A 20795-nucleotide genomic window follows, 5' to 3' on the forward strand; every position below is an offset into this window, starting at 1 on the left:
AATCATTTCTCTTCAGAAAAGTTTCGCACGGCGAAACACTGGGAGGAATTATGCTTCTTCGGCTGATGGCGCGTGCGCCTGTCGCTCTTGCCGGCCTTTTGATCGTCGCTGCCCTGCCCGCCTCGGCCGAGGACATCAAGCTGCCGCCGACCATGGCGGTGACCGCCTATGACACCGGCACCGCCGGCTTCAACATCGCGGTCGGCGTCGGCAAGATGATGAAGGACAAATATGGCACCGACGTCCGCGTGCTGCCGGCCGGCAACGACGTCGCGCGGCTAGCGCCGCTGCGCGCCAAGCGCGCGATCTCCTCGGCGATGGGGTCGGGTACGTATTTCGCGCAGGAAGGCGTGTTCGAGTTCGGCGCCAGGGAATGGGGCCCGCAGTCGCTGCAGCTGCTGCTGTCGTCGGTCGACTGCAATTGCGGCGCGCTCGGCGTTGCGGCCGATGCCGGCGTCAAGGAGATGAAGGATCTGCGCGGCAAGCGCGTCGGCTTCGTGGTCGGCTCGCCGGCGCTGAACCAGAACTCGCTTGCCATGCTCGCCTTCGGCGGTCTGACCGAGAAGGACGTCAAGATCGTCGAGTTCGCAAGCTACGGCGCGATGTGGAAGGGCCTGATCAACAACGACGCTGACGCGCCTTCGGCACCACCATCACCGGCCCCGCCAAGGAAGCCGAGACCTCGCCGCGCGGATTGATGTGGCCACCGCTGCCCGCCGACGACAAGGACGGCTGGGCGCGGGTGAAGAAGGTCGGCTCGTTCTTCTTCCCGCAAACCGCGACCTGCGGCGCCGGCATCACGCCCGACAAGCCGATCCAGCTTGGCAATTATCCCTACCCGATCTTCGTCGCCTATGCCGCGCAGCCGGCCGACCAGATCTATGCGATCACCAAGGCGATGATCGTCAACTACGACGCCTACAAGGATTCGGCGCCCGGGGCCGCCGGCCTCGGCGCCGACCGGCAGACCAAGAACTGGGTCGTTCCCGTGCATCCCGGCGCGGTCAAGGCGCTCAAGGAGACCGGCCACTGGAGCGACGCGCAGGAGGCGCACAACTCCGCGCTTTACAAGCGGCAGGAGGTGCTTGCCGCCGCCTGGACCGACTACGGCAAGTCGAACCCGCCGGCGGACGACAAGGCCTTTCTCGACGGCTGGATGAAGGCGCGTGCCACGGCGCTGGCGAAAGCCAGCATGCCGAACGGCTTTGAGTAACGCCCGCCGGGCCTGCGGCCAAAACCAACAGCATTGGGGGATGCGTGATGCCCGATAACGCCGCGGCCGCGCCTGCGAAGCGAATCGAGTTCGAGGATCCGCACGCCGGCCTCGACAATCTGCAGGAGGCCGAGGTCACGCGCGTGCGCTCCTTGCACGGGCCGTGGCGCTGGGCGCTGGTGGTTGCGACCGCCGCGACCATCCTGCTCTGCATCAACCAGCAATTCTCGCTGCGCTTCTTCATCGACTACACCCAGCTCAACACCGAGTATTTCTATCTTCTGATCGCGCTGATGCTGCCGTTCACGTTCCTGATCTTTCCGGGAACGGAGCGCGCTTCGCTGACGCGCATTCCCTGGTATGACCTCGCGCTCGCGGTCGCGACCTTCGCCGCCTCGATCTGGCTGATGCTGAACGTGCGCAAGGCGGCGCAATATGGCTGGGAATCCGACGGCGCACCGCGCAACGTCATCATCGCCGGCCTCGTAATGTGGGCGATGCTGATGGAGGCGCTGCGCCGGACCGGCGGCTGGAGCCTGCTGCTCAGCGTGCTCCCCTTCACCGTCTATCCGCTGTTTGCCGAAGCGGGCTGGCTCGGCCCCTTCCGAGGCTCGCAGCTCACGCTCGACCAGACCACCGCCTATCACGTGCTGTCGGGCGAGAGCCTGCTCGGCATCCCGATCCAGGCCTTCGCCGACACCGTGATCGGCTTCCTGGTGTTCGGCACCGCGCTGATGATGACCGGCGCCGGAAAGTTCTTCATCAACCTCGCCTTCGCGCTGTGCGGCACGTTCCGCGGCGGTGCCGCCAAGGTGTGCATTTTCGCCTCCGGCCTGCTCGGCATGATGTCCGGCTCGATCGTCTCCAACGTGCTGACAGCAGGCACCATGACGATCCCGGTCATGAAAAGGAGCGGCTTCCGCGCCTCCTATGCCGGCGCGATCGAGGCCTGCGCTTCGACCGGCGCGGTGCTGGCGCCGCCGGTGATGGGCGCGACCGCGTTCGTGATCGCCCAATTCCTCAACATCAGCTACGCCGAGGTCGCGGTCGCCGCGATCGTCCCGGCGACGCTGTACTATATCGGCCTCTTCATGCAGGTCGATTCCTACGCCGCGCGCCATGGGCTGAAGGGCATCCCGCGCGCCGAGCTGCCGCGGGTGATGGATACGATCAAGGACGGCTGGTACTACGTCTTCGTGATCGCGCTGCTGATCGTGATGCTGCTGTATTTCAAGCGCGAGAGCCACGCGCCGTTCTACGCGACCGCGCTGTTGCTGGTGCTCAACCAGATCTTCTCCAAGGACACTCGCTGGAGCTTCGCGACGATCGGAAAATTCCTCGAAGTCAACGGCCGCACCTTCGTCGAACTGGTCGGTATCCTCGCCGGCTGCGGCCTCTTGATCGGCGCGTTCTCGATGACCGGCGTGGTTTCGAGCCTCGCCAACGACCTGCTGACGCTCGCCGGCGACAACGCGTTCCTGCTGCTCGTGATGTGCGCCTTCACCAGCCTGATCCTCGGCCTCGGGCTGACCACAACGGCCTGCTACATCTTCCTCGCCATCCTGGTCGCGCCAGCGCTGGAGAAGCTCGGACTCAACCGGATGGCAGTGCACATGTTCATCTTCTACTGGGGCATGCTGTCGTCGATCACGCCGCCGGTCGCGATCGCCTCCTTTGCCGCGGCCGGCATCGCCGGATCGCCCGCGATGAAGACCGGATGGGAATCGATGTGGGTCGGCAGCATCATCTATTTCATCCCGTTCTTCTTCGTACTCAACCCGGCGCTGGTGATGCAGGGCCCAAGCCCCTATCTCGCCGGCCTCGGCCTGATGGCGCTGGCAGCGTGCGGCACGCTGTTCATCTGCGGCGGCATCCAGGGCTATCAGGCGTTCGTCGGCGACCTCCGCGGCGCCGGCGCGCTGGAGTGGCCGCTGCGGGTGCTGCTTGTGATCGGCGGCTTCGTGCTGGCGACGCCCGGCGGCGGCATCAACCCGCTGTCGCAGTTGCAAGTGACGCTGCTGGGGCTGGCGATCCTCGCCCCGACGATCCTGATCGCGCTGATGCTGGTCCGCCGCCAGGCGCTGGTCCCGAACCAGTTGCGCGCGCCCTGATTGCGTTGCACAACAGGAGGCGATGAAACGATCGCCTCCTCCCGTCACCGCCAGCACCGTCAACTGGACCCGCTCGCAGCCGCCGCTGCTGCGGTTTCTGCACACTTGTTACGCAAACTTCGTCACCGAGGCCGCCGGCGCAGTGGCCGATTACATCCCCGAGCTGGGCAAGGCCGATCCTGCCCATTTTGGCATCAGCCTCGCGACGCTTGACGGCCACGTCTACGAGGTCGGCGACACCCGCGTTCCCTTCACCATCCAGTCGATGTCCAAGCCGTTCGTGTTCGCGCTTGCGCTCGACACCCTGGGCGCCGAGCGGGTGGAGAGCGTGATCGGCGTCGAGCCGTCTGGCGACCCCTTCAATTCGATCCGGCTCAATGCCGACAACCATCCGTTCAATGCGATGGTCAATGCCGGCGCGATCGCCTGCTCGGGCCTGCTCCATGTCGACAAGGGCGACGGTGCGTTCGATTATATTCGTCACGCGCTCGGCCGCTTCGCCGGCCGCGAGCTCGACGTCGACGAGGCGGTCTACGCCTCCGAGAGCGCCACCGGCGACCGCAACCGGGCGATCGGCTATCTCTTGCGCACCAACAGCGTGATCACCGAGAACGTGCCGGCGGTGCTCGACGTCTATTTCCGGCAATGCGCCATCCTCGTCACCGCGCGCGACACCGCCGTGATGGCGGCGACGCTCGCCAACCGCGGCATCAACCCGCTGACCGGCGAGCAGGTGGTGACGCCCTACGCGATCGCGCGCACGCTGTCGGTGATGACCTCGTCGGGCATGTACGACTTCGCCGGCGAATGGATCTACCGCGTCGGCATTCCCGCCAAGAGCGGCGTCGGCGGCGGCATCCTGGCGGCGCTGCCGGCGCGGCTCGGGCTCGGCAGCTACTCGCCGAAGCTCGACAAGCACGGCAACAGCGTGCGCGGCATCAAGGTCTGCGAGACGCTGTCGGCGCACTACGACCTGCACATGCTGAACCGCAGCGACGACGCCCGCCACAGCATCATCGCCGACTACAACATCGGCAAGAACCCGTCGCGTCGGGTGCGGCGGCCACAGGAGCAGGAGATCCTGGCCAAGCACTTCCAGGAGGTGCGCGTGATCGAACTGGTCGGCACGCTGTCGCTCTCCAATGTCGACTATGTCTCGCGCCGCCTCGCCGGCAGCCCGCGACCGGAATTCGTGATCTTCGACCTGCGCCGCGTCACCGCGACGACGCGCGCCGGCGCCCGACTGGTGGCGGAGGCCTTCCAGGAGCTGGCCGAGCTCGCGTCACCGTGATCCTGTCCGGCATCAAGCGGACCTCGCGCGAATGGACCACGATCAGCGAGTGGACCAACCGGCTGGGCAATATCAGGGATTTCTACCTGCTCGACACCGCGATCGAATGGGCCGAGGACCAGATCGTCTACCGCTATGGCGGCTCGATCGACTTCCTCGAGACCACGGAGCTTGCCGAGCAACCGCTGCTTGCCGGACTGAGCGCCGACGAGATCGCCGATCTCGCCTCGCTCTGCGCGGTCAGGGCCTACCAGCCGAACGAAAAGATCATCACCGCAGGCAGCGACGCGAGCTCGTTGTTCTTCCTGCGCAGCGGCGTGGTCCACGTCACCTTGCCCGACGGCATCCGGCTCGCGACGCTGACCGCCGGCATGGCGTTCGGCGAGATGGCGCTGCTGGAGCCGAAGCGCTCGGCGGATGTGGTGGCCGACATGTCGGCCACCGCCTATGAGGTATCGATTGCAGATTTCGAGCGCTTCCGGGAGCAGCATCCGCGTGCCGGCGAGCGGATCATGCGCAACCTCGCCCAGATTCTCGCCGAGCGGCTGATCGTGGCGAACGCGAAGGTGGATCTGCTGACGTCGGGGTAGGTCTTTCTGCTCGCTCGCCCCGCCCTTGCCGGGCGAGGCGAAGAAAGGGTCAACTCACCACTTCCGTCACCGGCTGCATGTCGATCTCGAAAGTCTCGAGAAACTTCGACGTCATGATGTAGAAGCCGACCGAGAGCTGCAGCTCGATCAAGGCGGCCGGCGTCAGCAACGCCGCGATCGCCTTGAAGGTCGCGTCCGTCGGCTTCTTCAGCTTGACGATCTCGTCGGTGAAGGTGAGCGCGGCGCGCTGCACCTCGTTGAAGCAGCTCGCGGACTGCCAGTCGTCGAGCGCTGCGTTCTGCTCATCGGTAACGCCGACATTCTTGCCGATGCGCTTATGCGCGACGATTTCGTAAGGCGCCTCGCAGAGAATGCCGGTGCGCGTGATCGCAAGCTCACGCACGACCGGATCGAGCTCACCCTTGTGACGGATCGCGCCGCCGAGCCGGCAGTACTGTTCAAAGTAACTCGGCGAATGCGCCATCATGCGGAAGATGTTGGCGTTGCGGTTCTTGTCGAGGATCTCGCGGGTGCGCGGGCTTGCCTTCGCGGGATCGGAGTAGTCGATACGGGCCATTTCCTAACCTTGATCTTGCTGTCGTTTCTGTCGGGTTCGAAACAGTATCTGCCGGCCGTCGCAGGAGCAACACGCCCGAGTCAAATTGCCGCCGCATTCAAAGACAACCCTGCGAAAGTCGATATTCGCTGAGTGGGGACTCATCAAAGCGAATGCTCGACGCGGGGTGTTCCGAGTACAAAAATCTGGCCGTCTTGCGCGTTCTCGGCGCAACGATGAGTCACGCCCAAGTCTAGGGGAAACGCATGAAGGAAGCCACCAAGAGGGCGGCCTCGGAAGCGCTTGCGCAAATGCTGGCGGTGACGGCGATGCTCGTCATCGCCAGCTTTGTCTTTTACTGGCACTGAAGCATGATCCCGAAAAGTGTGTAGCGGTTTTCGGAAAAGATCATGCCCAAAATGATCCGCAACTGGAGGGGCGAGAGCGACCCAATTCAGCCTGGTTTGGCGTTCTGACTGGATCGTTCAGCCCCTCATTTCGTCTTTGCAAAGTATGGAACCAGCCGTCCGGCAAATTGCGTGAAGCGCGCCAAGACCTTGTCGCCGATGGCAAGGTCGTTGTCGCCATGGGCCATCATGCGAAAGCCCTCGTCGGCATCGACCAGCACGATGTTGTAAGGCACATGCGCCCGCGTCTCCGGCGTTGCGGCACGGCAGACCAGCGAGGTCGCATACACCTTCCCTGCCCCGCTCGCGCGATGTTCGGCGAGATCGGTCGCGCCGCAGGCGGCGCAGAAGCTGCGGCGGAAATATTGCCGCGCGCCGCAGGCGTTGCAGGTCTGATAGACGATGGCTTCCGCGCCCTTGGTCCAGTCAGCGATCGGTCCGCTCATCGCACGCGCTCCAGGAACATGCTGACATGCGAGGACAGCACGCCGCCGTCGCCGTGCAGCAGCGCGACCGAGGCGTCGCGCACCTGACGGTTTTCCGCGCGGCCGGTCATCTGCAGCTGGGTTTCGACCAGATGCGCCATCGCGCCGCCGACGCCGCAATGGCCATAGCTGAGCAATCCGCCATGGGTGTTGAGCGGCATCTCGCCATCCCCGTTGAAATAGCCGGCGCGCACCCGCGCCGCCGCCTCGCCGCGTCCGGCGAGGCCGAGATCCTCCAGCAGCATCGCCAGCGTGATCGTGAAGCTGTCGTAGACCGCGGCGTAACGCACGTCCGAGATCGCAATGCCAGCCGCCTGCTTCGCTTTCGAGATCGAAATCTCCGCACCGAGCTCGCTCAATGCGGGCGCGGCCGTGACGTGCTGATGGGTGTGCGCCTGGGCGCAGCCGCGGACGCGGATCCGCCGGTCCCCGGTCGGCTCGCGGCTCACCACGCAGGCGGCGCCGCCGTCCGACACCGGACAGCAGTCGAGCAGCTTGAGCGGCATCGCCACCGGCTTCGAAGCCATCACGTCGGCAACCGTGATCGGCTCGTGGAACTGGGCGCCGGGATGCGTCAGCGCATGCTTGCGCATCAAGACGGCGAACTCGGCCAGGTCCTCCTGCGTGAGGCCATATTCATGCATGTAGCGGGTCGCGACCAGGCCGTAATAGGCCGGGATCGTCGGCCCCAGCGTCACCTCATAGTCGGGATGCCCGACCTGGGCCAGCGCCTGGATCGAGGCGTCGCGGCTCTGTCCGGTCAGCCGGTTCTCGCCGCCGACCACCAGCACGTGCTTGGCCACGCCGGCATCGACGAGCTGATGCGCCAGCATGGTCATGGCAAGCCCGGTGGCGCCGCCGACCTGCACGGCATGGGCGTAGGACGGCCGAATGCCGAAATGCTCGGCGAACACGGTGGCCAGCATGATGTGCGGCGACACCGTAGAGTAGCCGCACAGAATGCCGTCGATGTCGGATCGCTTCAGCCCGGCATCCGTGATCGCAAGCTCGGCCGCCTTGCTCATCAGGTCGAGCGAGGATGAGCCCTCATGCTTGCCGTAGGATGTGAGGCCAACGCCGGTGACGAAGCTCATGGTGTCCCTACCCTCTCCCCCGTCATTCCGGGCCTGCGCCTTGCGGCGCATCCCGGAATGACGAGCGGAGATATCTCGCGCTGATCATCAATACGACTTCGGAAGGCCGAGCACCTTCTCACCGATGAAGCTGAGGATGAGTTGCGGGCTGATTGGCGCGATGCGCGGGATCAGCGACTCCCGCAGGTAGCGCTCGACGTGGTACTCCTTGGCATAGCCGAAGCCACCATGGGTCATCACCGCCTGCTCGCAGGCGTGGAAGCCGGCTTCCGCCGCGAGATATTTCGCCGAGTTCGCCGCGGGGCCGCACGGCAGGTTCTGGTCATACTGCCAACCGGCGCGCAGCACCATCAGCCAGGCCGCCTCGAGCTCCATCCAGCACTTCGCCAACGGATGCTGGATCGCCTGGTTCATGCCGATCGGGCGATTGAACACGATGCGGCCCTTTGCATATTCCGACGCCCGCTTCAGCGCGATCTGGCCGAGGCCGACCGCTTCGGCCGCGATCAGGATGCGCTCGGGGTTCATGCCGTGCAGGATGTATTCGAAGCCGCGGCCCTCTTCGCCGATGCGGTCTTCGACCGGGATCTCGAAATTCTCGAAGAACAGCTCGTTGGAGTCGACCGGCTTGCGGCCCATCTTCTCGATCTCATGCACGGTGACGCGCTTGCGGTCGAAATCGGTATAGAACAGGCTCAGCCCATGGGTCGGGCTGCGCACCTCCTCCAGCGGCGTGGTGCGGGCGAGCAGCAGGATCTTGTTGGCGACCTGCGCGGTCGAGATCCACACCTTCTGGCCGTTGACGATGTACTTGTCGCCCTGCCGCACGGCGCGCGTCTTGAGCTGCGTGGTGTTGAGGCCCGTGTTGGGTTCGGTCACAGCGAAACAGGACTTGTCGCGGCCGTCGATGATCGGCGGCAGCATGCGCTGGCACTGTTCCTTGGTGCCGAACACCACCACCGGATTGAGTCCGAACACGTTCATGTGCACGGCCGAGGCGCCGGACATGCCGGCGCCGGATTCCGAGATCGTTCGCATCATGATCGCGGCATCGGTGATGCCGAGCCCGGAGCCGCCATATTCCTCGGGGATACAGATGCCGAGCCAGCCGGCATCCGCGAGCGCGCGGTGGAAGTCGGCCGGATAGCCGCCCTCCTTGTCCTTCTTCAGCCAGTAGGCTTCGTCAAAGCGCGAGCAGATTTTTGCCACCGCGTCGCGGATCGATTCCTGGTTGGCGGAGAGTGTGAAATCCATCTGTCGTGCTCCTATGCCTGCACTGCTTTGGCCACGCCGTCGCGCAGCATCGCCGCGATCTCCTCGGCGGAGAAACCCGCTTCCCGCAGAATTTCCACGCTGTGTTCGCCGAGCCGCGGTGCCAGCCGGCTCGGCTCGACCTTGGTCTCCGACCAGCGCGCCGACGGCGTCATGCTGCGGATGCGGCCCTCGGTCGGATGATCGATCACGGGGAAGACACCGGTCGCAACCATATGCGGGTCCTCGAGCAGGCTCTCGAGATCGTGCATCGGCATCACGGGCACGTCGGCCTTCTCGAGGATTGCGTTCCATTCGGCCGTGGTCTTGGTCTCAAGAATGCGCGCGAGCTCGGCATAGACGACATCGATGTTGGTGGCGCGGCCGGCGAAGGTGGCGAATTTCGGATCGCTGCGCAGATCGTCGCGCCCGGTCGCCTTGAAGAAATTCTCCCACTGCTTGTCGTTGTAGACGATCACGCAGATATAGCCGTCCAGCGTCTTGTACGGCCGCCGGTCCGGCGAGAGGTGGCGCGCATAGCCGCCCTTGTCGAGCGGAGGATCGTAAGTGAGCCCGCCCATGTGATCGCCCATGACGAAGCCGGCCATGGTCTCGAACATCGGGATGTCGACGCGCTGGCCCTGCCCGGTGCGGTCGCGATGCACGAGGCTCGCGCAGATCGCGCCGACCGCGGTGAGGCCGACGATGCGATCGACCAGCGCGTTCGGCACGTAGCGCGGCACGCCGTCCGAGGTCTGCGCCATCAGCGCCGGCAGCGCGGTGGCGCCCTGGATCAGATCGTCATAGGCGGGCTTCGCCGCATAGGGCCCGTCCTGGCCGAAGCCGAACACGCCGGCATAGATCAGCCGCGGATTTACCTTGGCGACGACGTCGTAGCCGAGCTGCAGCCGCGCCATCGCCTGCGGCCGCACATTGTAGACCAGCACGTCGGCCTTCGCGATCAGCCGCAGCACGGCCTCGCGCCCCGCCGGCTTCTTCAGGTCGAGGCAGATCGAACGCTTGCTGCGGTTGGTGTTGAGGAACACCGGGCCCATGCCGGGATGCCGGGTCGGACCGATCTGCCGCGTCACGTCGCCGTCGGGCGATTCCACCTTGATGACGTCGGCGCCGTAATCGCCGAGCATCTGCGTGGCGTAGGGTCCCATCAGCACGGTCGTCATGTCGACGACCTTGATACCCTGCAATGGTCCCATCGTGCTGCTCGCTCCCCGGCTGTTCTGGATTGAAGCCTAGTAACGGGAGGTTTTCTCGGAGATCAAGCTGCGCCGGGCGTATGGGCGTATGCGCGGTGGCGGCCGGCGGTTTCCGCGAAACGGAACGCGTGCATTCCATCAGAGCCGGCGGAGGGTGGGCACGGCGCACGCGCCCTTGCCCATCCTACCGGCCACCAGTCATCACCTCGCGCGCCTTCAGGAGCTTCTCCAGTTCCGCGTTCTGCTGCTCGAGCCGCTCGGCGATGCGCTCCTCGACTTCGGCGCCGGCAGCGCCTGCGGCCTGCTCGATCAGCTGCCTGATATTGTCCCGGAGGATCGCGATGCGATCGTTCACTTCCGACAGCGACAGAGACGTCTCGATTCCCATGGTCCGTTCTCCCGGTGACTGGGCGCAGGCAGCTTAGCGCGACGGGAGGCGGCGGCCTATCCCTTAACGGCTCCAGCGACCCCAATCCCTACTGTGCATGGGGTTGTTTTCGATATTTTCGATTCAACCCGGCCTCACCGCGCCCTAGCCCATGCCTTTGGCCATCATCTCCCGCAGCGCGGTCTTCAGCACCTTGCCGTAATTGTTCTTCGGCAAGGCATCGAGATAGACGTAGCGTTTCGGCCGCTTGAAGCGGGCAATCGAGGCAAGGCAATGCGCATCGAGCCTGCCGTTGTCGGCGATGGCGCCATCCTCCAGCACGACGCAGGCGACCACGATCTCGCCCCATTCCGGATCCGGCACACCGATCGCCGAGACCTCGCGGACGTCTGGATGCGTCAGCAGGGCTTCCTCGACCTCGCGCGGATAGATATTGGTGCCGCCGGAGATGATCACATCCTTGGAGCGGTCTGACAGCGTCAGGAAGCCGTCGGCGTCGAGCCGGCCGACATCGCCGGTGCGTAGCCAGCCGTCCTTCAGCGTCTCCGCATTGGCCTTCGGATTGTTCCAGTAGCCGAGCATCACGGTTAAGCCCTTGACCTCGATCTCGCCGGTCTCGCCGGCGGGCAGCGGCTTGCCGTCCTTGCCGGTGATGCGCACGGTGACGACGCTCTGCGCGGTGCCGACCGAGGCCAGCCGTTCGAGATAGCGCGGGTGATCGCTCTGCCCATGCCATTCGCGCGACAGCGCCGTGATGGTCATCGGCGACTCGCCCTGGCCGTAGATCTGCACGAAGCGCAGGCCCATCGTCGCCATCGCATCTCTGATGTCGACCGTGTACATCGGCCCGCCGCCATAGATAATGGTGCGCAGCCCCTCGCCGTTCTCGCCACGCTTCTTGGCGGCATCGACCAGTCGGCGCACCATGGTGGGCGCCGCGAACATCACGACATTGTCGAGCTGCCGGCCGAGGTTGAGCACCTCGTCCGGGTCGAAGCCGCCGGTTTCGGGAACGACGTGGCGGCCGCCCATGCGGACATGCGGAAAATTGTAGAGACCCGCGCCATGGGAGATCGGCGCGGCATAGAGCGAGGCATCGTTGGGCGTCGCCGGATCGACGTCGGCGAGATAGCACAGCGACATCGCAAGCAGATTGCCGTGGCTCAGCATCACGCCCTTGGGACGGCCTGTGGTGCCGGATGTATAAAACAGCCAGGCGAGATCGTTGCTCTCGCGCGGCAGCGGCTCGGGCGCGCCCTCGCCGCTTCGCATCGCCCTGTACGCGGCGCTGTCGACCGACAGCATGGTCATGCCGGCGGGGCAGTCGTCCCGGGCTTCCGTCAGCGCGCCGACCGTGTCATCGGAGACGAAAGCGAGTTTTGCGCCACCATTGCCGCAGATCCACGCCACCTCGCGGCCGTGCAGCTTGGCATTGATCGGGATCGCCACTGCGCCGATCCACCAGATGCCGTAGAGGCATTCGAGATATTGCGTGCAATTACCGGCAAACAGCGCGACGCGGTCGCCGGCGGCAACCCCGTGATCGCGCGCCAGCGCCGCCCCGATCGAGGCGGCGCGGCGGGCGAAGGTCGCGTAGTCGGCGTCGAGATCAAAGCCGGTCAGCAGCGCCGGCGCATCGGGACGCGCCCGCGCCGTCGCTGCCAGCCATTCGGCAATGTTCAAGCTACTTCGCCGGCTCGAGGATCGAGACGTAGTTGGCGACCGCAGCACCGCCCATGTTGAAGATGCCGCCGATCTGGGCGTTCTTGAGCTGCATGCCCTCGGGCGCCTGCCCTGCGAGCTGCATCGCGCTCATCACGTGCATGGAGACGCCGGTGGCGCCGATCGGATGGCCCTTGGCCTTGAGACCGCCGGACGGATTGACCGGCAGCTTGCCGTCCTTCTGGGTCCAACCTTCCTTGATGGCGCGCGCACCCTGCCCCTTCGGCGTCAGACCCATCGCTTCATATTCGATCAGCTCGGCGACCGTGAAGCAGTCGTGGGTTTCGACAAAGGACAGATCGGAGAGCTTCAGGCCAGCCTTGTCCAGCGCACGCTGCCAGGCAACGGTGCAGCCTTCGAACTGCAGGATGTCGCGCTTGGACATCGGCAGGAAATCCTGTGCATGCGCGGTCGCGCGGATGTTCACCGCCTTGCCCATGGTCCTGGCGGTCTCGGCATCGGTTAGCACCAGCGCGGCGGCGCCATCCGACACCAGCGAGCAATCGGTGCGCTTCAAGGGGCCGGCGACATAGGGGTTCTTCTCGCTCTCGGCGCGGCAGAACTCGAAGCCGAAATCCTTGCGCATCTGCGCATAGGGATTGGCGACGCCGTTCTTGTGGTTCTTCGCCGCGATCATCGCCAGCGCGTCCGACTGGTCGCCGTATTTCTGGAAATAGGACTGCGCGATCTTGCCGAACACGCCCGCGAAGCCGCCGACCGTGTCGCCGTCCTCGGGCAGATACGATGCCTTCAGGAGGTTCTTGCCGATCTCCGGCCCCGGCGTCTTGGTCATCTGCTCGACGCCGACCACCAGCACGATCTTGGCAGCGCCGGCCTCGATGGCGCGAATGCCTGATGCACGGCGGCTGAACCGGTGGCGCAGGCGTTCTCGACCCGGGTGGTCGGCTTGAAGCGCAGCGCCGGATTGGCCTGCAGCACCAGGGAAGCCGTGAAATCCTGTGGCGAGAAGCCGGCGTTGAAATGGCCGAGCATGATCTCGTCGACGTCGGACGCGGCAATGCCGGCATCGGCGAGCGCCTCATTGGCGACCTTGACCACGAGACCCTCGACGGTCTCCGCGTCGAACTTTCCGAATGGCGTGTGCGCCCAACCCACGATGCTGGCTGCTGTCATGGCCGTATCTCCCTGTTCCTGTTCGGGAGTTATGTAGCGTATCTTCAGGTGGGTTTCAGCGTTTTCATCGCCTTGGCGCACATGGCGGTTATGCCCGCCCAGTTGCCGGCGCGGATATCGGCCGCCGGGCACAGCCAGGAGCCGCCGACCGCCAGCACGTTCGGCTCGGCAAGCCAGGTCGCCGCATTGGCCTCACCAATCCCGCCGGTCGGGCAGACCCTGACATGCGGGAATGGGCCGGCCAAGGCGCGCAGTGCCTTGATACCGCCGGCCTGCTCGGCGGGGAAGAATTTGACGACGTCGAAGCCGTGGGCCAGCGCCTGCATCAGCTCGGAGGCGGTCGCAATCCCCGGCGCGAACGGCAGCTTGCTGGCAGCGACCGCCTTCAGCAGCTCGGGCGTCGCCCCCGGGCTGATGCCGAATTTGGCACCGAGCGCCTCGGCGCGGGCCAGATCGTCGGCATTGAGGATGGTGCCGATCCCGACCACCGCGTCGGGCACCTCGGTGATGATGGCCTTGGCCGCATCGGCCGCGACCGCCGTACGCAGCGTCACCTCCAGCGTCCGCACGCCTCCCGCGACCAACGCCCTCGCGAGGGGTACGGCGTCCTCGAGCCGCTCGATGGTCAGCACCGGGATCACGGTGGCCTGGCGGATCAGCTCGGCGATCCGGTCCTGCTTTGATGTCGTCGTCATTGCGAGGCCTTGCGGGATGGTGGGGGACGAGGCGCCTTCTTCGGCGGCATGGCGTAGCGCGGAATGATCGCACCGGGATAGCACACCACGACGCCGGCCAGACGGTGACCGGCGCGCGCCGCCTCGGGAGGCTCAGCACCACCGAGCCGCGCAGCAAGATAGGCCGCGGCGAAACTGTCGCCGGCCGCCGTGGTATCGACCACCGGCTTGATGAGCGGCTCCGCCCTCACCTCGTTCGTCCCTGCGTGGGAGCGCACGATGCAGGCGGGCTCGGCGAGCTTCAGCACGACCTCGGGGCTCGAGATGCCAGCGAGCAGCGCCGTGTTGCTCTCGCCGGGATAGAGCGGCGCCAAGTCTTCGGTCGAAGCCAGCACGATATCGGCGGTCTCAAACGCACTGCTGAACACCTTCCGCGCGATAGTCAGATCCGGCCAGCCGCGGGCGCGGAAATTGGTGTCGAACGCGAAACGCGTGCCCAGGAGCCGCGCCCGCGTCAGCGCCGCCATCAGCCGCTCGCGTCCCTCCTCGCGCAGGATCGAGAGCGAGATCGCAGAGAGATAGACGAGGTCGTACGTCGCGAGCGAGTTCAGGAGATCTTCCGTCTCGGGCAGGTCCATCAGCTCGCGGGCGGCGGCGCTGTCGCGCCAGTGGAAGAACCGCCGCTCGCCCTTGTCGTCGGTCTGGATCATATAGAGCCCGGGCAGCCTGCCCGCCAATCGCGCGACATGCTTGGTCCCGATGCCTTCCGCCGCCCAGCCGGCGATCATCTCATCACTGAGCGCGTCGTCGCCGACCGCCGTGATGTAATCGATGTGGACACCGAGCCGGGACAGATAGACCGCCGTGTTCAGCGTGTCGCCGCCATAGAAGCGCGAATACAATCCACCAAGCTGCCCGCCCGGCGCCTGGCGCAGTTCGATCATGCATTCGCCGATGCTGGCAACCCTGGTCATCCCAAGACCTGTGAGCCTGCCGAGCTAGGCAGCAAACTTGCCTCCAAGCTCGTCCTCGATGTGGATGCGGATGATGTCGTCGAAGGTCTTCTCGGCGGTGGTGAAGCCGAGCTTCAGCGCGCGGTCGGTCGCGAAATCGCGCGGCCAGCCCGAGACGATGCTGATGATGGTCGGATCCGGCACCCGCTTGATCCGCGCGGTGACGTTCTTGCCGGCAACGCGCTCCAACGAGGCGATCTGCTCGCCGACGGAGACGGACATCCCGGGCATGCTGAGATTGCGCCGCGGCCCCATCGCGTTCAGGTCCATCGTGCCGGCATGAACAAGGAAGCCGACCGCCGACTTCGGCGAGGCGTGCCAATGCCGGACATCCTCGGACACCGGCAGAACAGCCTCCTCGCCCGCCAGCGGCTCGCGGATGATGTTGGAGAAGAAGCCGGACGCCGCCTTGTTCGGCTTGCCCGGACGCACACAGATCGTCGGCAGGCGGATGGAGATGCCGTCGAGCAGACCCTTGCGCGTGTAGTCGTTGATCAGGAGCTCGCAGATCGACTTCTGCGTGCCATAGCTCGTCAGCGGTGTGTGGAAGAACTCGTCGCCGATCTTCTCGGGGAACGGGGCGCCGAACACCGCGATCGAGGAGGTGAACACCAGCCGCGGCTTATAGCCGCCGCCGACGGCGCGGATCGCGTCGATCAGGTAGCGGGTACCGTCGAGGTTGATCCGGTAGCCCTTGTCGAACTCGGCCTCTGCCTCGCCCGAGACGATCGCAGCAAGATGGAAGATCACGTCGGGGCGCTCGGCGATCAGGGGCGCGGCAGCGCCGGCGTCGGCAAAATCAGAGGCGACGACATTAACCGGGATCGAGGCATTCGCGGGCTTGGCCGGCGCGACCACATCCTGCAGGGTCATCCTGGAGATGTCCTGCTTGCCGAGACGGCCCTCGCGCTGCAAGCGTTCGGTCAGCTTGCGGCCGACCATGCCGGCGGCGCCCAGAATCAGAATGTGCACGACCCTGCTCCTTTTCTTCTCTCTTGTTCGAATTCAGATGCGGGCCTTGCGCCTATTCCTTCACGGCACCCGTCATCGCCGAGACATAATGCTCAACGAAGAAGGCGTAAAGAATAACCAGCGGCAGCGAGCCGCATAGCGCCCCTGCCATCAGGGAGCCCCAGCGATAGATGTCACCGTCGACGAATTCGTTGACGATGGCGACCGGCACGGTCTTGTTCGGGGTCGATTGCAGGAACGTCAGCGCGTAGATGAACTCGTTCCAGCACAGCGTGAAGCAGAAGATGAAGGCCGAGATCAGGCCGGGAATGGCAAGCGGCAGCACGATCTTGATCAGGATCTGCCAGCGGCTGGCGCCGTCGATCAGCGCGCACTCCTCGAGCTCGAACGGGATGGTCTTGAAATAGCCCATCAGAAGCCAGGTCGAGAACGGGATCAGGATGGTCGGATAGGTCAGGATCAGCGCCAACGGCGAGTCGAACAGACCGTACTGGAACACGACGGTGGCAAGCGGAATGAACAGGATCGACGGCGGCACCAGATAGGCCAGGAAGATCAGGCCGCCGACGACATTGGCGCCCTTGTAGCGCAGCCGCACGATCGCGTAGGCCGCGAGCACGCTCGCGATGATCGACAGCACGGTGGCGCCGATCGCCACATACATCGTGTTCCAGAGCCAGTGCGGATAGTAGCTCTCGAACAGTAGCTTGTGGATGTGCTTGAAGGTCGGATTCCAGGTCCAGAACGGATTGTACTTGTCTAGGTCGAGCAGCTGGTCGTCCGGCTTGATCGCGGTCAGCCCCATCCAATAGAACGGGAACAGCAGGATGATGACGATGATCGACAGCGGGATGTAGAGCGTCACGATCCGCCGCGGCACCGACTGCAAATAGCTCATGCCCTCGCTGTTATCGACGCGGGCCGGCGTCGACAGGATGGACTTGAGGTCGGCCTTCTGTGCGGGGAGATCAGTCATTGTTTTCTCCCGGGCGCGCGCGGGGCTTGCCCCGTTCGCGCAAAGAAACCAGCAAGCGGGAGAGATCAGTCATTGCTCTCTCCCTGTTGCCACTTCCGGCGCTGCAGGCCGAACCAGGACACCATGATCGCGGCGAGCAGGAACGGGATCATCGCGCTCGAGATCGCAGCCCCCTCGCCCAATTGTCCCGCGATGATCGCACGCTGGTAGGACAGCGTCGCCATCAGATGGGTGGCGTTGACCGGGCCGCCGCGGGTCATCGCCCAGATCAGCTGGAAGTCGGTGAAGGTGAACAGTACCGAGAACGTCATCACGACGGCGATGATCGGCGTCAGCAAGGGATATGTGATGAAACGGAACATCTGCCAGCGCGAGGCGCCATCCAGCGTCGCCGCTTCATAGAGCGACGGCTGCACCGTTTGCAGGCCTGCCAGCAGCGTGATCGCGACGAACGGCACGCCGCGCCAGATATTGGCGAAGATCACACAGATGCGGGCCCAGGTGCTGTCGCCGAGGAAATTGATGTTCTGCGTGATCAGGCCGAGATGCTTCAGCGACCAGGAGATGATCGAGAACTGGGAATCGAAGATCCACCAGAACGCCAGTGCCGACAGCACGGTCGGCACGATGAAGGGAATCAGCACGGCGGCGCGCAGCAGCGCCTTGAACGGCATGCGCTCGTTGAGCAGCAGCGCGAGATACAGCCCGACCGCGAATTTGATGGCGCTGGCAATCGAAGTGTAGAGCAGCGTGTTGAACACCGACAGCCAGAAGATCGAATCGTCCCACAGCCACTCGTAGTTCTCGGTGCCGATGTAATGGCCGACGCGCCCGATCCGCGCATCCGTGAACGAGAGCCAGATCCCGAGCCCCAGCGGATAGGCCAGGAAGAAGATCAGGAACGCCATCGCCGGCACCATGAACCAGAAGCCGAGCCAGTTCTTGTTGTGGCGCAACTTGTCCCAGGCGGTCGCTTCGCGGATTTCGGTCTTCGCACGTCGCGGCGCGAGCGCAATGTCAGCCATAGGCGATATCCCGATTGCTCAACGGATTGAGCATGACTACGCGAGCTTCCAATGATGGCATTCCAATGATGGTGCGAGCGGCGGCGATCCGCCGCCCGCGCCGATCACATCAGCGATAGATGCGCTTCAGCTGCCGTTCGGCTTCCACCATCGCAGCCTTGGCGTCCTTGGCACCGGTGCAGTAGTTCGCGAACATGTCGACCACGATGAAGTCTGCGATTGCGGTCGCCGCCTTCTCGCCGGGCGTGCCGATGCCGGAGGCCGGCAGCGTGCGCTTGGAGGCCTGTGCGAACACGGCGTTCTTGGGGTCCGCCGTCCACACCGGCGCCGACTCATAGGCATTCAGTGTTTGCGTAAGATAGCCCTGAGCGCCATCCAGCCACTTGTCGTACTGCGCCTTCTCCAGCATGAACGCGACAAACGCCTTTGCGGCATTCGGATACTTCGTGAAGTTGAAGGCAAGGATCGGGAACGCCAGCTGCAATTCCGTCGGCTTGCCGATCGGGCCGATCGGATGGAGCGCGTGATAGGTGTCTTCGGCAAGTTCCTTCTTGGTGGGGTCGGTTTTGGCGGCCACGTAGATGGAAATGCCATTCAGCGTGCAATAGAGCTCGCCGGCCAGGAACGCCTTGTTGTTCGAGGAGTCGTTCCAGGATGCGACGCCGGGAATGAAGGTCTCCGACAGCGCCTTTGCATATTCCAGCGCCTTCATCGTTTCCGGCGAGTTGATGATGACCTTGTCGTCCTTGTCGACGGTCCAGGCGTTGTGGCCCCAGAGCAGCCAGTGCAGCCAGCCGTTGGCGTCGCCGCTGGCATGTCCCAGCGCAAAGCCGGCCGGCGTGTTGTTCGCCTTCAATGCCTTGCACATCTCGAGGAAGCCCGGAAAATCTTTCGGGAATTCCTTGAAGCCCGCCTTGTCGGTCGCTGACTTGCGATAGGTCATATACCCGCCGTTGGTGGCGACGGGGATGCCGAGCCAATCATTGCCCAGCTTGCAGGTCTTGGCGGCGGCATCCGTCCAGCCGCCATACTTGGTGCCGAGATAATCGGCAACGTCGTTCATCTTGAGGACCTTGGTCGGGAACAGCTGCGGCAGCGTGTGCAGGCCCCAGGCGAGGTCGAGGCCCGAGCCGGTGTTGGCGGCGACCGAAGCTTCGGCTGCACGTCCTCGAAGGACTCGCTGAATACGTTCATCTCGGTGCCGGTTGCCGCCTTGAAGGCCGCCACCATGGCGTTAAACGCATCGTCTTCCGCGGGCACGAAGCGCTTCCAGCGCATCACGGTGAGCTTGGCGCCGGGCTCCGCCTTCCACGGCGCGCTCTGCGCCCAGGCTTTGGCGAAGTCAAATAGCGCCGGCCCGGTGAGCATCCCGGTTGCGGCCAGCGCGGTGCCGCCCTGAAGTAGCGAGCGGCGAGTCAAATCGTGCATCGTCCTTCCTCCCAATAATGTATGTGTTTTTATTGTTTTTTGATCTGGCCTGTTGGTCGGCCATTATGATCGATCAGTCCGTCAGCTATTCAGTCGTTTCCCCGTCGCATCATCGAACAGATGGACCAGCGCCGGATCCGGCTTGAGCCGAACCTTGTCGCCGGGATTAAACAGATGGCGCTCGCGGAACACGGCGACGACCTGCTCGCCGCCAAGCTTGGCGAACACCTGGGTCTCCGACCCGGTCGGCTCGACCACCACGATTTCGGCCTCGGCGCCGTCATCGGCGATCGTGAAATGCTCCGGTCGTACGCCGTACACCGCGGGCTTGCCGTCGGAATTGGCCGGCGCCGATTTCAGCGGCAGCTTGACCCCGTTCGGTCCCTCGAAATAGGCGGCGCCGTTCACCTTCACATTGCCCTTGAGGAAGTTCATCGCGGGCGAGCCGATGAAGCCGGCCACGAACTGGTTCGCCGGCGTGTCGTAGAGCTCGAGCGGCGACCCCATCTGCTCGACGATGCCGTCATGCATCACCACGATCTTGTCGGCCATGGTCATGGCCTCGATCTGGTCGTGGGTGACGTAGACCGTCGTGGTCTTCAGCCGCTGGTGCAGTTCCTTGATCTCGGTGCGCATCGCGACGCGCAGCTTGGCGTCGAGGTTCGACAGCGGCTCGTCGAACAGGAACACCTGGGGATCGCGCACGATGGCGCGGCCCATCGCGACACGCTGGCGCTGGCCGCCGGAGAGCTGGCGGGGATAGCGTTCGAGCAGCGGGGTCAAAGCGAGGATTTCCGCCGCGCGCTTGACGCCGGTCGAGATTTCTTCGGGCTTGGCGCCGCGCAGCTTCAGCGAGAAGCCATATTGTCGGCGACCGTCATGTGCGGATAAAGCGCGTAGTTCTGGAACACCATCGCAATGTCGCGCTCTTTGGGCTGGACATTGTTGACGACGCGGTCGCCGATCGAGATCGTTCCTGAGGTGATGTTCTCAAGTCCCGCCAGCATGCGCAGCAGGGTCGACTTGCCGCAGCCCGACGGGCCGACCAGAACGACGAACTCGCCGTCCTCGATCGGGATCGACACGCCGTGCAGGACTTCAAAATTGCCGAACGATTTCCGCACGTCGCGAATCTGGACCGACGACATCCACTTCCCTCCCTCAAGTTCCCGACGGCGTACGACGAGTGCCGCCACCGCTCTGTTTTGTTCCGGCCACGCTGGGCGCGCGGCTCTGTTGGACTGGCGATAT

13 protein-coding genes and 5 pseudogenes are annotated in these 20795 nt (G+C 64.7%); 3 read left to right on the plus strand and 15 right to left on the minus strand.

Annotation, left to right across the window (positions count from 1 at the left end; genetic code table 11):
• Nucleotides 1–50 precede the first annotated feature (50 nt).
• The 3 genes and pseudogenes from ALC15_RS09405 (at nt 51) to glsA (ending at nt 5205) form a co-directional block, all read left to right on the plus strand.
• Nucleotides 51–1213 (plus strand): annotated as a pseudogene (locus ALC15_RS09405) (TAXI family TRAP transporter solute-binding subunit).
• Between the two features lie 47 nt (nt 1214–1260).
• A complete protein-coding gene (locus ALC15_RS09410) occupies nt 1261–3324 on the plus strand; it encodes a TRAP transporter permease (RefSeq protein WP_050626996.1) in 2064 nt (687 codons plus the stop codon).
• A 22-nt stretch (nt 3325–3346) separates the two neighbouring features.
• A pseudogene (gene glsA, locus ALC15_RS09415) lies at nt 3347–5205 on the plus strand (glutaminase A).
• Between the two features lie 49 nt (nt 5206–5254).
• Here the strand turns inward: glsA and ALC15_RS09420 are convergent.
• The 15 genes and pseudogenes from ALC15_RS09420 to ALC15_RS09490 all read right to left on the minus strand — a co-directional run bounded on the left by ALC15_RS09420 (nt 5255) and on the right by ALC15_RS09490 (nt 20692).
• Nucleotides 5255–5782 (minus strand): carboxymuconolactone decarboxylase family protein, encoded by a 528-nt coding sequence (locus ALC15_RS09420; RefSeq protein WP_050626997.1) that lies wholly within the window; start codon nt 5780–5782, stop codon nt 5255–5257.
• A gap of 472 nt (nt 5783–6254) precedes the next feature.
• Nucleotides 6255–6614 carry a Zn-ribbon domain-containing OB-fold protein gene (locus ALC15_RS09425; RefSeq protein ID WP_050626998.1) on the minus strand — a complete coding sequence of 120 codons (360 nt, stop codon included), beginning with the start codon at nt 6612–6614 and terminating at the stop codon, nt 6255–6257.
• The gene (locus tag ALC15_RS09430) at nt 6611–7747 is read right to left on the minus strand and encodes a thiolase family protein (RefSeq protein WP_050626999.1); all 1137 of its coding nucleotides are present in this window, start codon (nt 7745–7747) and stop codon (nt 6611–6613) included. The genes ALC15_RS09425 and ALC15_RS09430 overlap by 4 nt, the downstream gene beginning before the upstream one ends.
• A gap of 87 nt (nt 7748–7834) precedes the next feature.
• Entirely contained in the window at nt 7835–9001 is a 1167-nt protein-coding gene (locus ALC15_RS09435; RefSeq protein ID WP_050627000.1) for an acyl-CoA dehydrogenase family protein, read from the minus strand.
• 11 nt (nt 9002–9012) lie between these two features.
• The gene (locus tag ALC15_RS09440) at nt 9013–10212 is read right to left on the minus strand and encodes a CaiB/BaiF CoA transferase family protein (protein WP_050627001.1); all 1200 of its coding nucleotides are present in this window, start codon (nt 10210–10212) and stop codon (nt 9013–9015) included.
• A gap of 184 nt (nt 10213–10396) precedes the next feature.
• The gene (locus tag ALC15_RS09445; RefSeq protein WP_050627002.1) at nt 10397–10600 is read right to left on the minus strand and encodes a hypothetical protein; all 204 of its coding nucleotides are present in this window, start codon (nt 10598–10600) and stop codon (nt 10397–10399) included.
• 144 nt (nt 10601–10744) lie between these two features.
• Complete coding sequence (locus ALC15_RS09450) at nt 10745–12283, minus strand: class I adenylate-forming enzyme family protein (RefSeq protein WP_050627003.1); 1539 nt, start codon at nt 12281–12283, stop codon at nt 10745–10747.
• A gap of 1 nt (nt 12284) precedes the next feature.
• A pseudogene (locus tag ALC15_RS09455) lies at nt 12285–13456 on the minus strand (acetyl-CoA acetyltransferase).
• A 44-nt stretch (nt 13457–13500) separates the two neighbouring features.
• Complete coding sequence (gene eda / locus ALC15_RS09460) at nt 13501–14151, minus strand: bifunctional 4-hydroxy-2-oxoglutarate aldolase/2-dehydro-3-deoxy-phosphogluconate aldolase (protein WP_050627004.1); 651 nt, start codon at nt 14149–14151, stop codon at nt 13501–13503.
• A complete protein-coding gene (locus ALC15_RS09465; RefSeq protein WP_050627005.1) occupies nt 14148–15104 on the minus strand; it encodes a sugar kinase in 957 nt (318 codons plus the stop codon). The genes eda and ALC15_RS09465 overlap by 4 nt, the downstream gene beginning before the upstream one ends.
• 24 nt (nt 15105–15128) lie before the next feature.
• Entirely contained in the window at nt 15129–16115 is a 987-nt protein-coding gene (denD, locus tag ALC15_RS09470) for a D-erythronate dehydrogenase (RefSeq protein WP_050627006.1), read from the minus strand.
• 52 nt (nt 16116–16167) lie between these two features.
• A complete protein-coding gene (locus tag ALC15_RS09475) occupies nt 16168–17091 on the minus strand; it encodes a carbohydrate ABC transporter permease (RefSeq protein ID WP_050627007.1) in 924 nt (307 codons plus the stop codon).
• Nucleotides 17092–17156: 65 nt separating this feature from the next.
• Nucleotides 17157–18116, minus strand: a complete 960-nt coding sequence (locus ALC15_RS09480; protein ID WP_094193784.1) for a carbohydrate ABC transporter permease — start codon at nt 18114–18116, stop codon at nt 17157–17159.
• Nucleotides 18117–18225: 109 nt separating this feature from the next.
• A pseudogene (locus ALC15_RS09485) lies at nt 18226–19544 on the minus strand (ABC transporter substrate-binding protein).
• 81 nt (nt 19545–19625) lie between these two features.
• Nucleotides 19626–20692: pseudogene (locus ALC15_RS09490) on the minus strand (ABC transporter ATP-binding protein).
• Between the last annotated feature and the right edge of the window lie 103 nt (nt 20693–20795).

It is taken from the genome of Bradyrhizobium viridifuturi (assembly GCF_001238275.1).
Taxonomy (GTDB): Bacteria; Pseudomonadota; Alphaproteobacteria; order Rhizobiales; family Xanthobacteraceae; genus Bradyrhizobium; species Bradyrhizobium viridifuturi.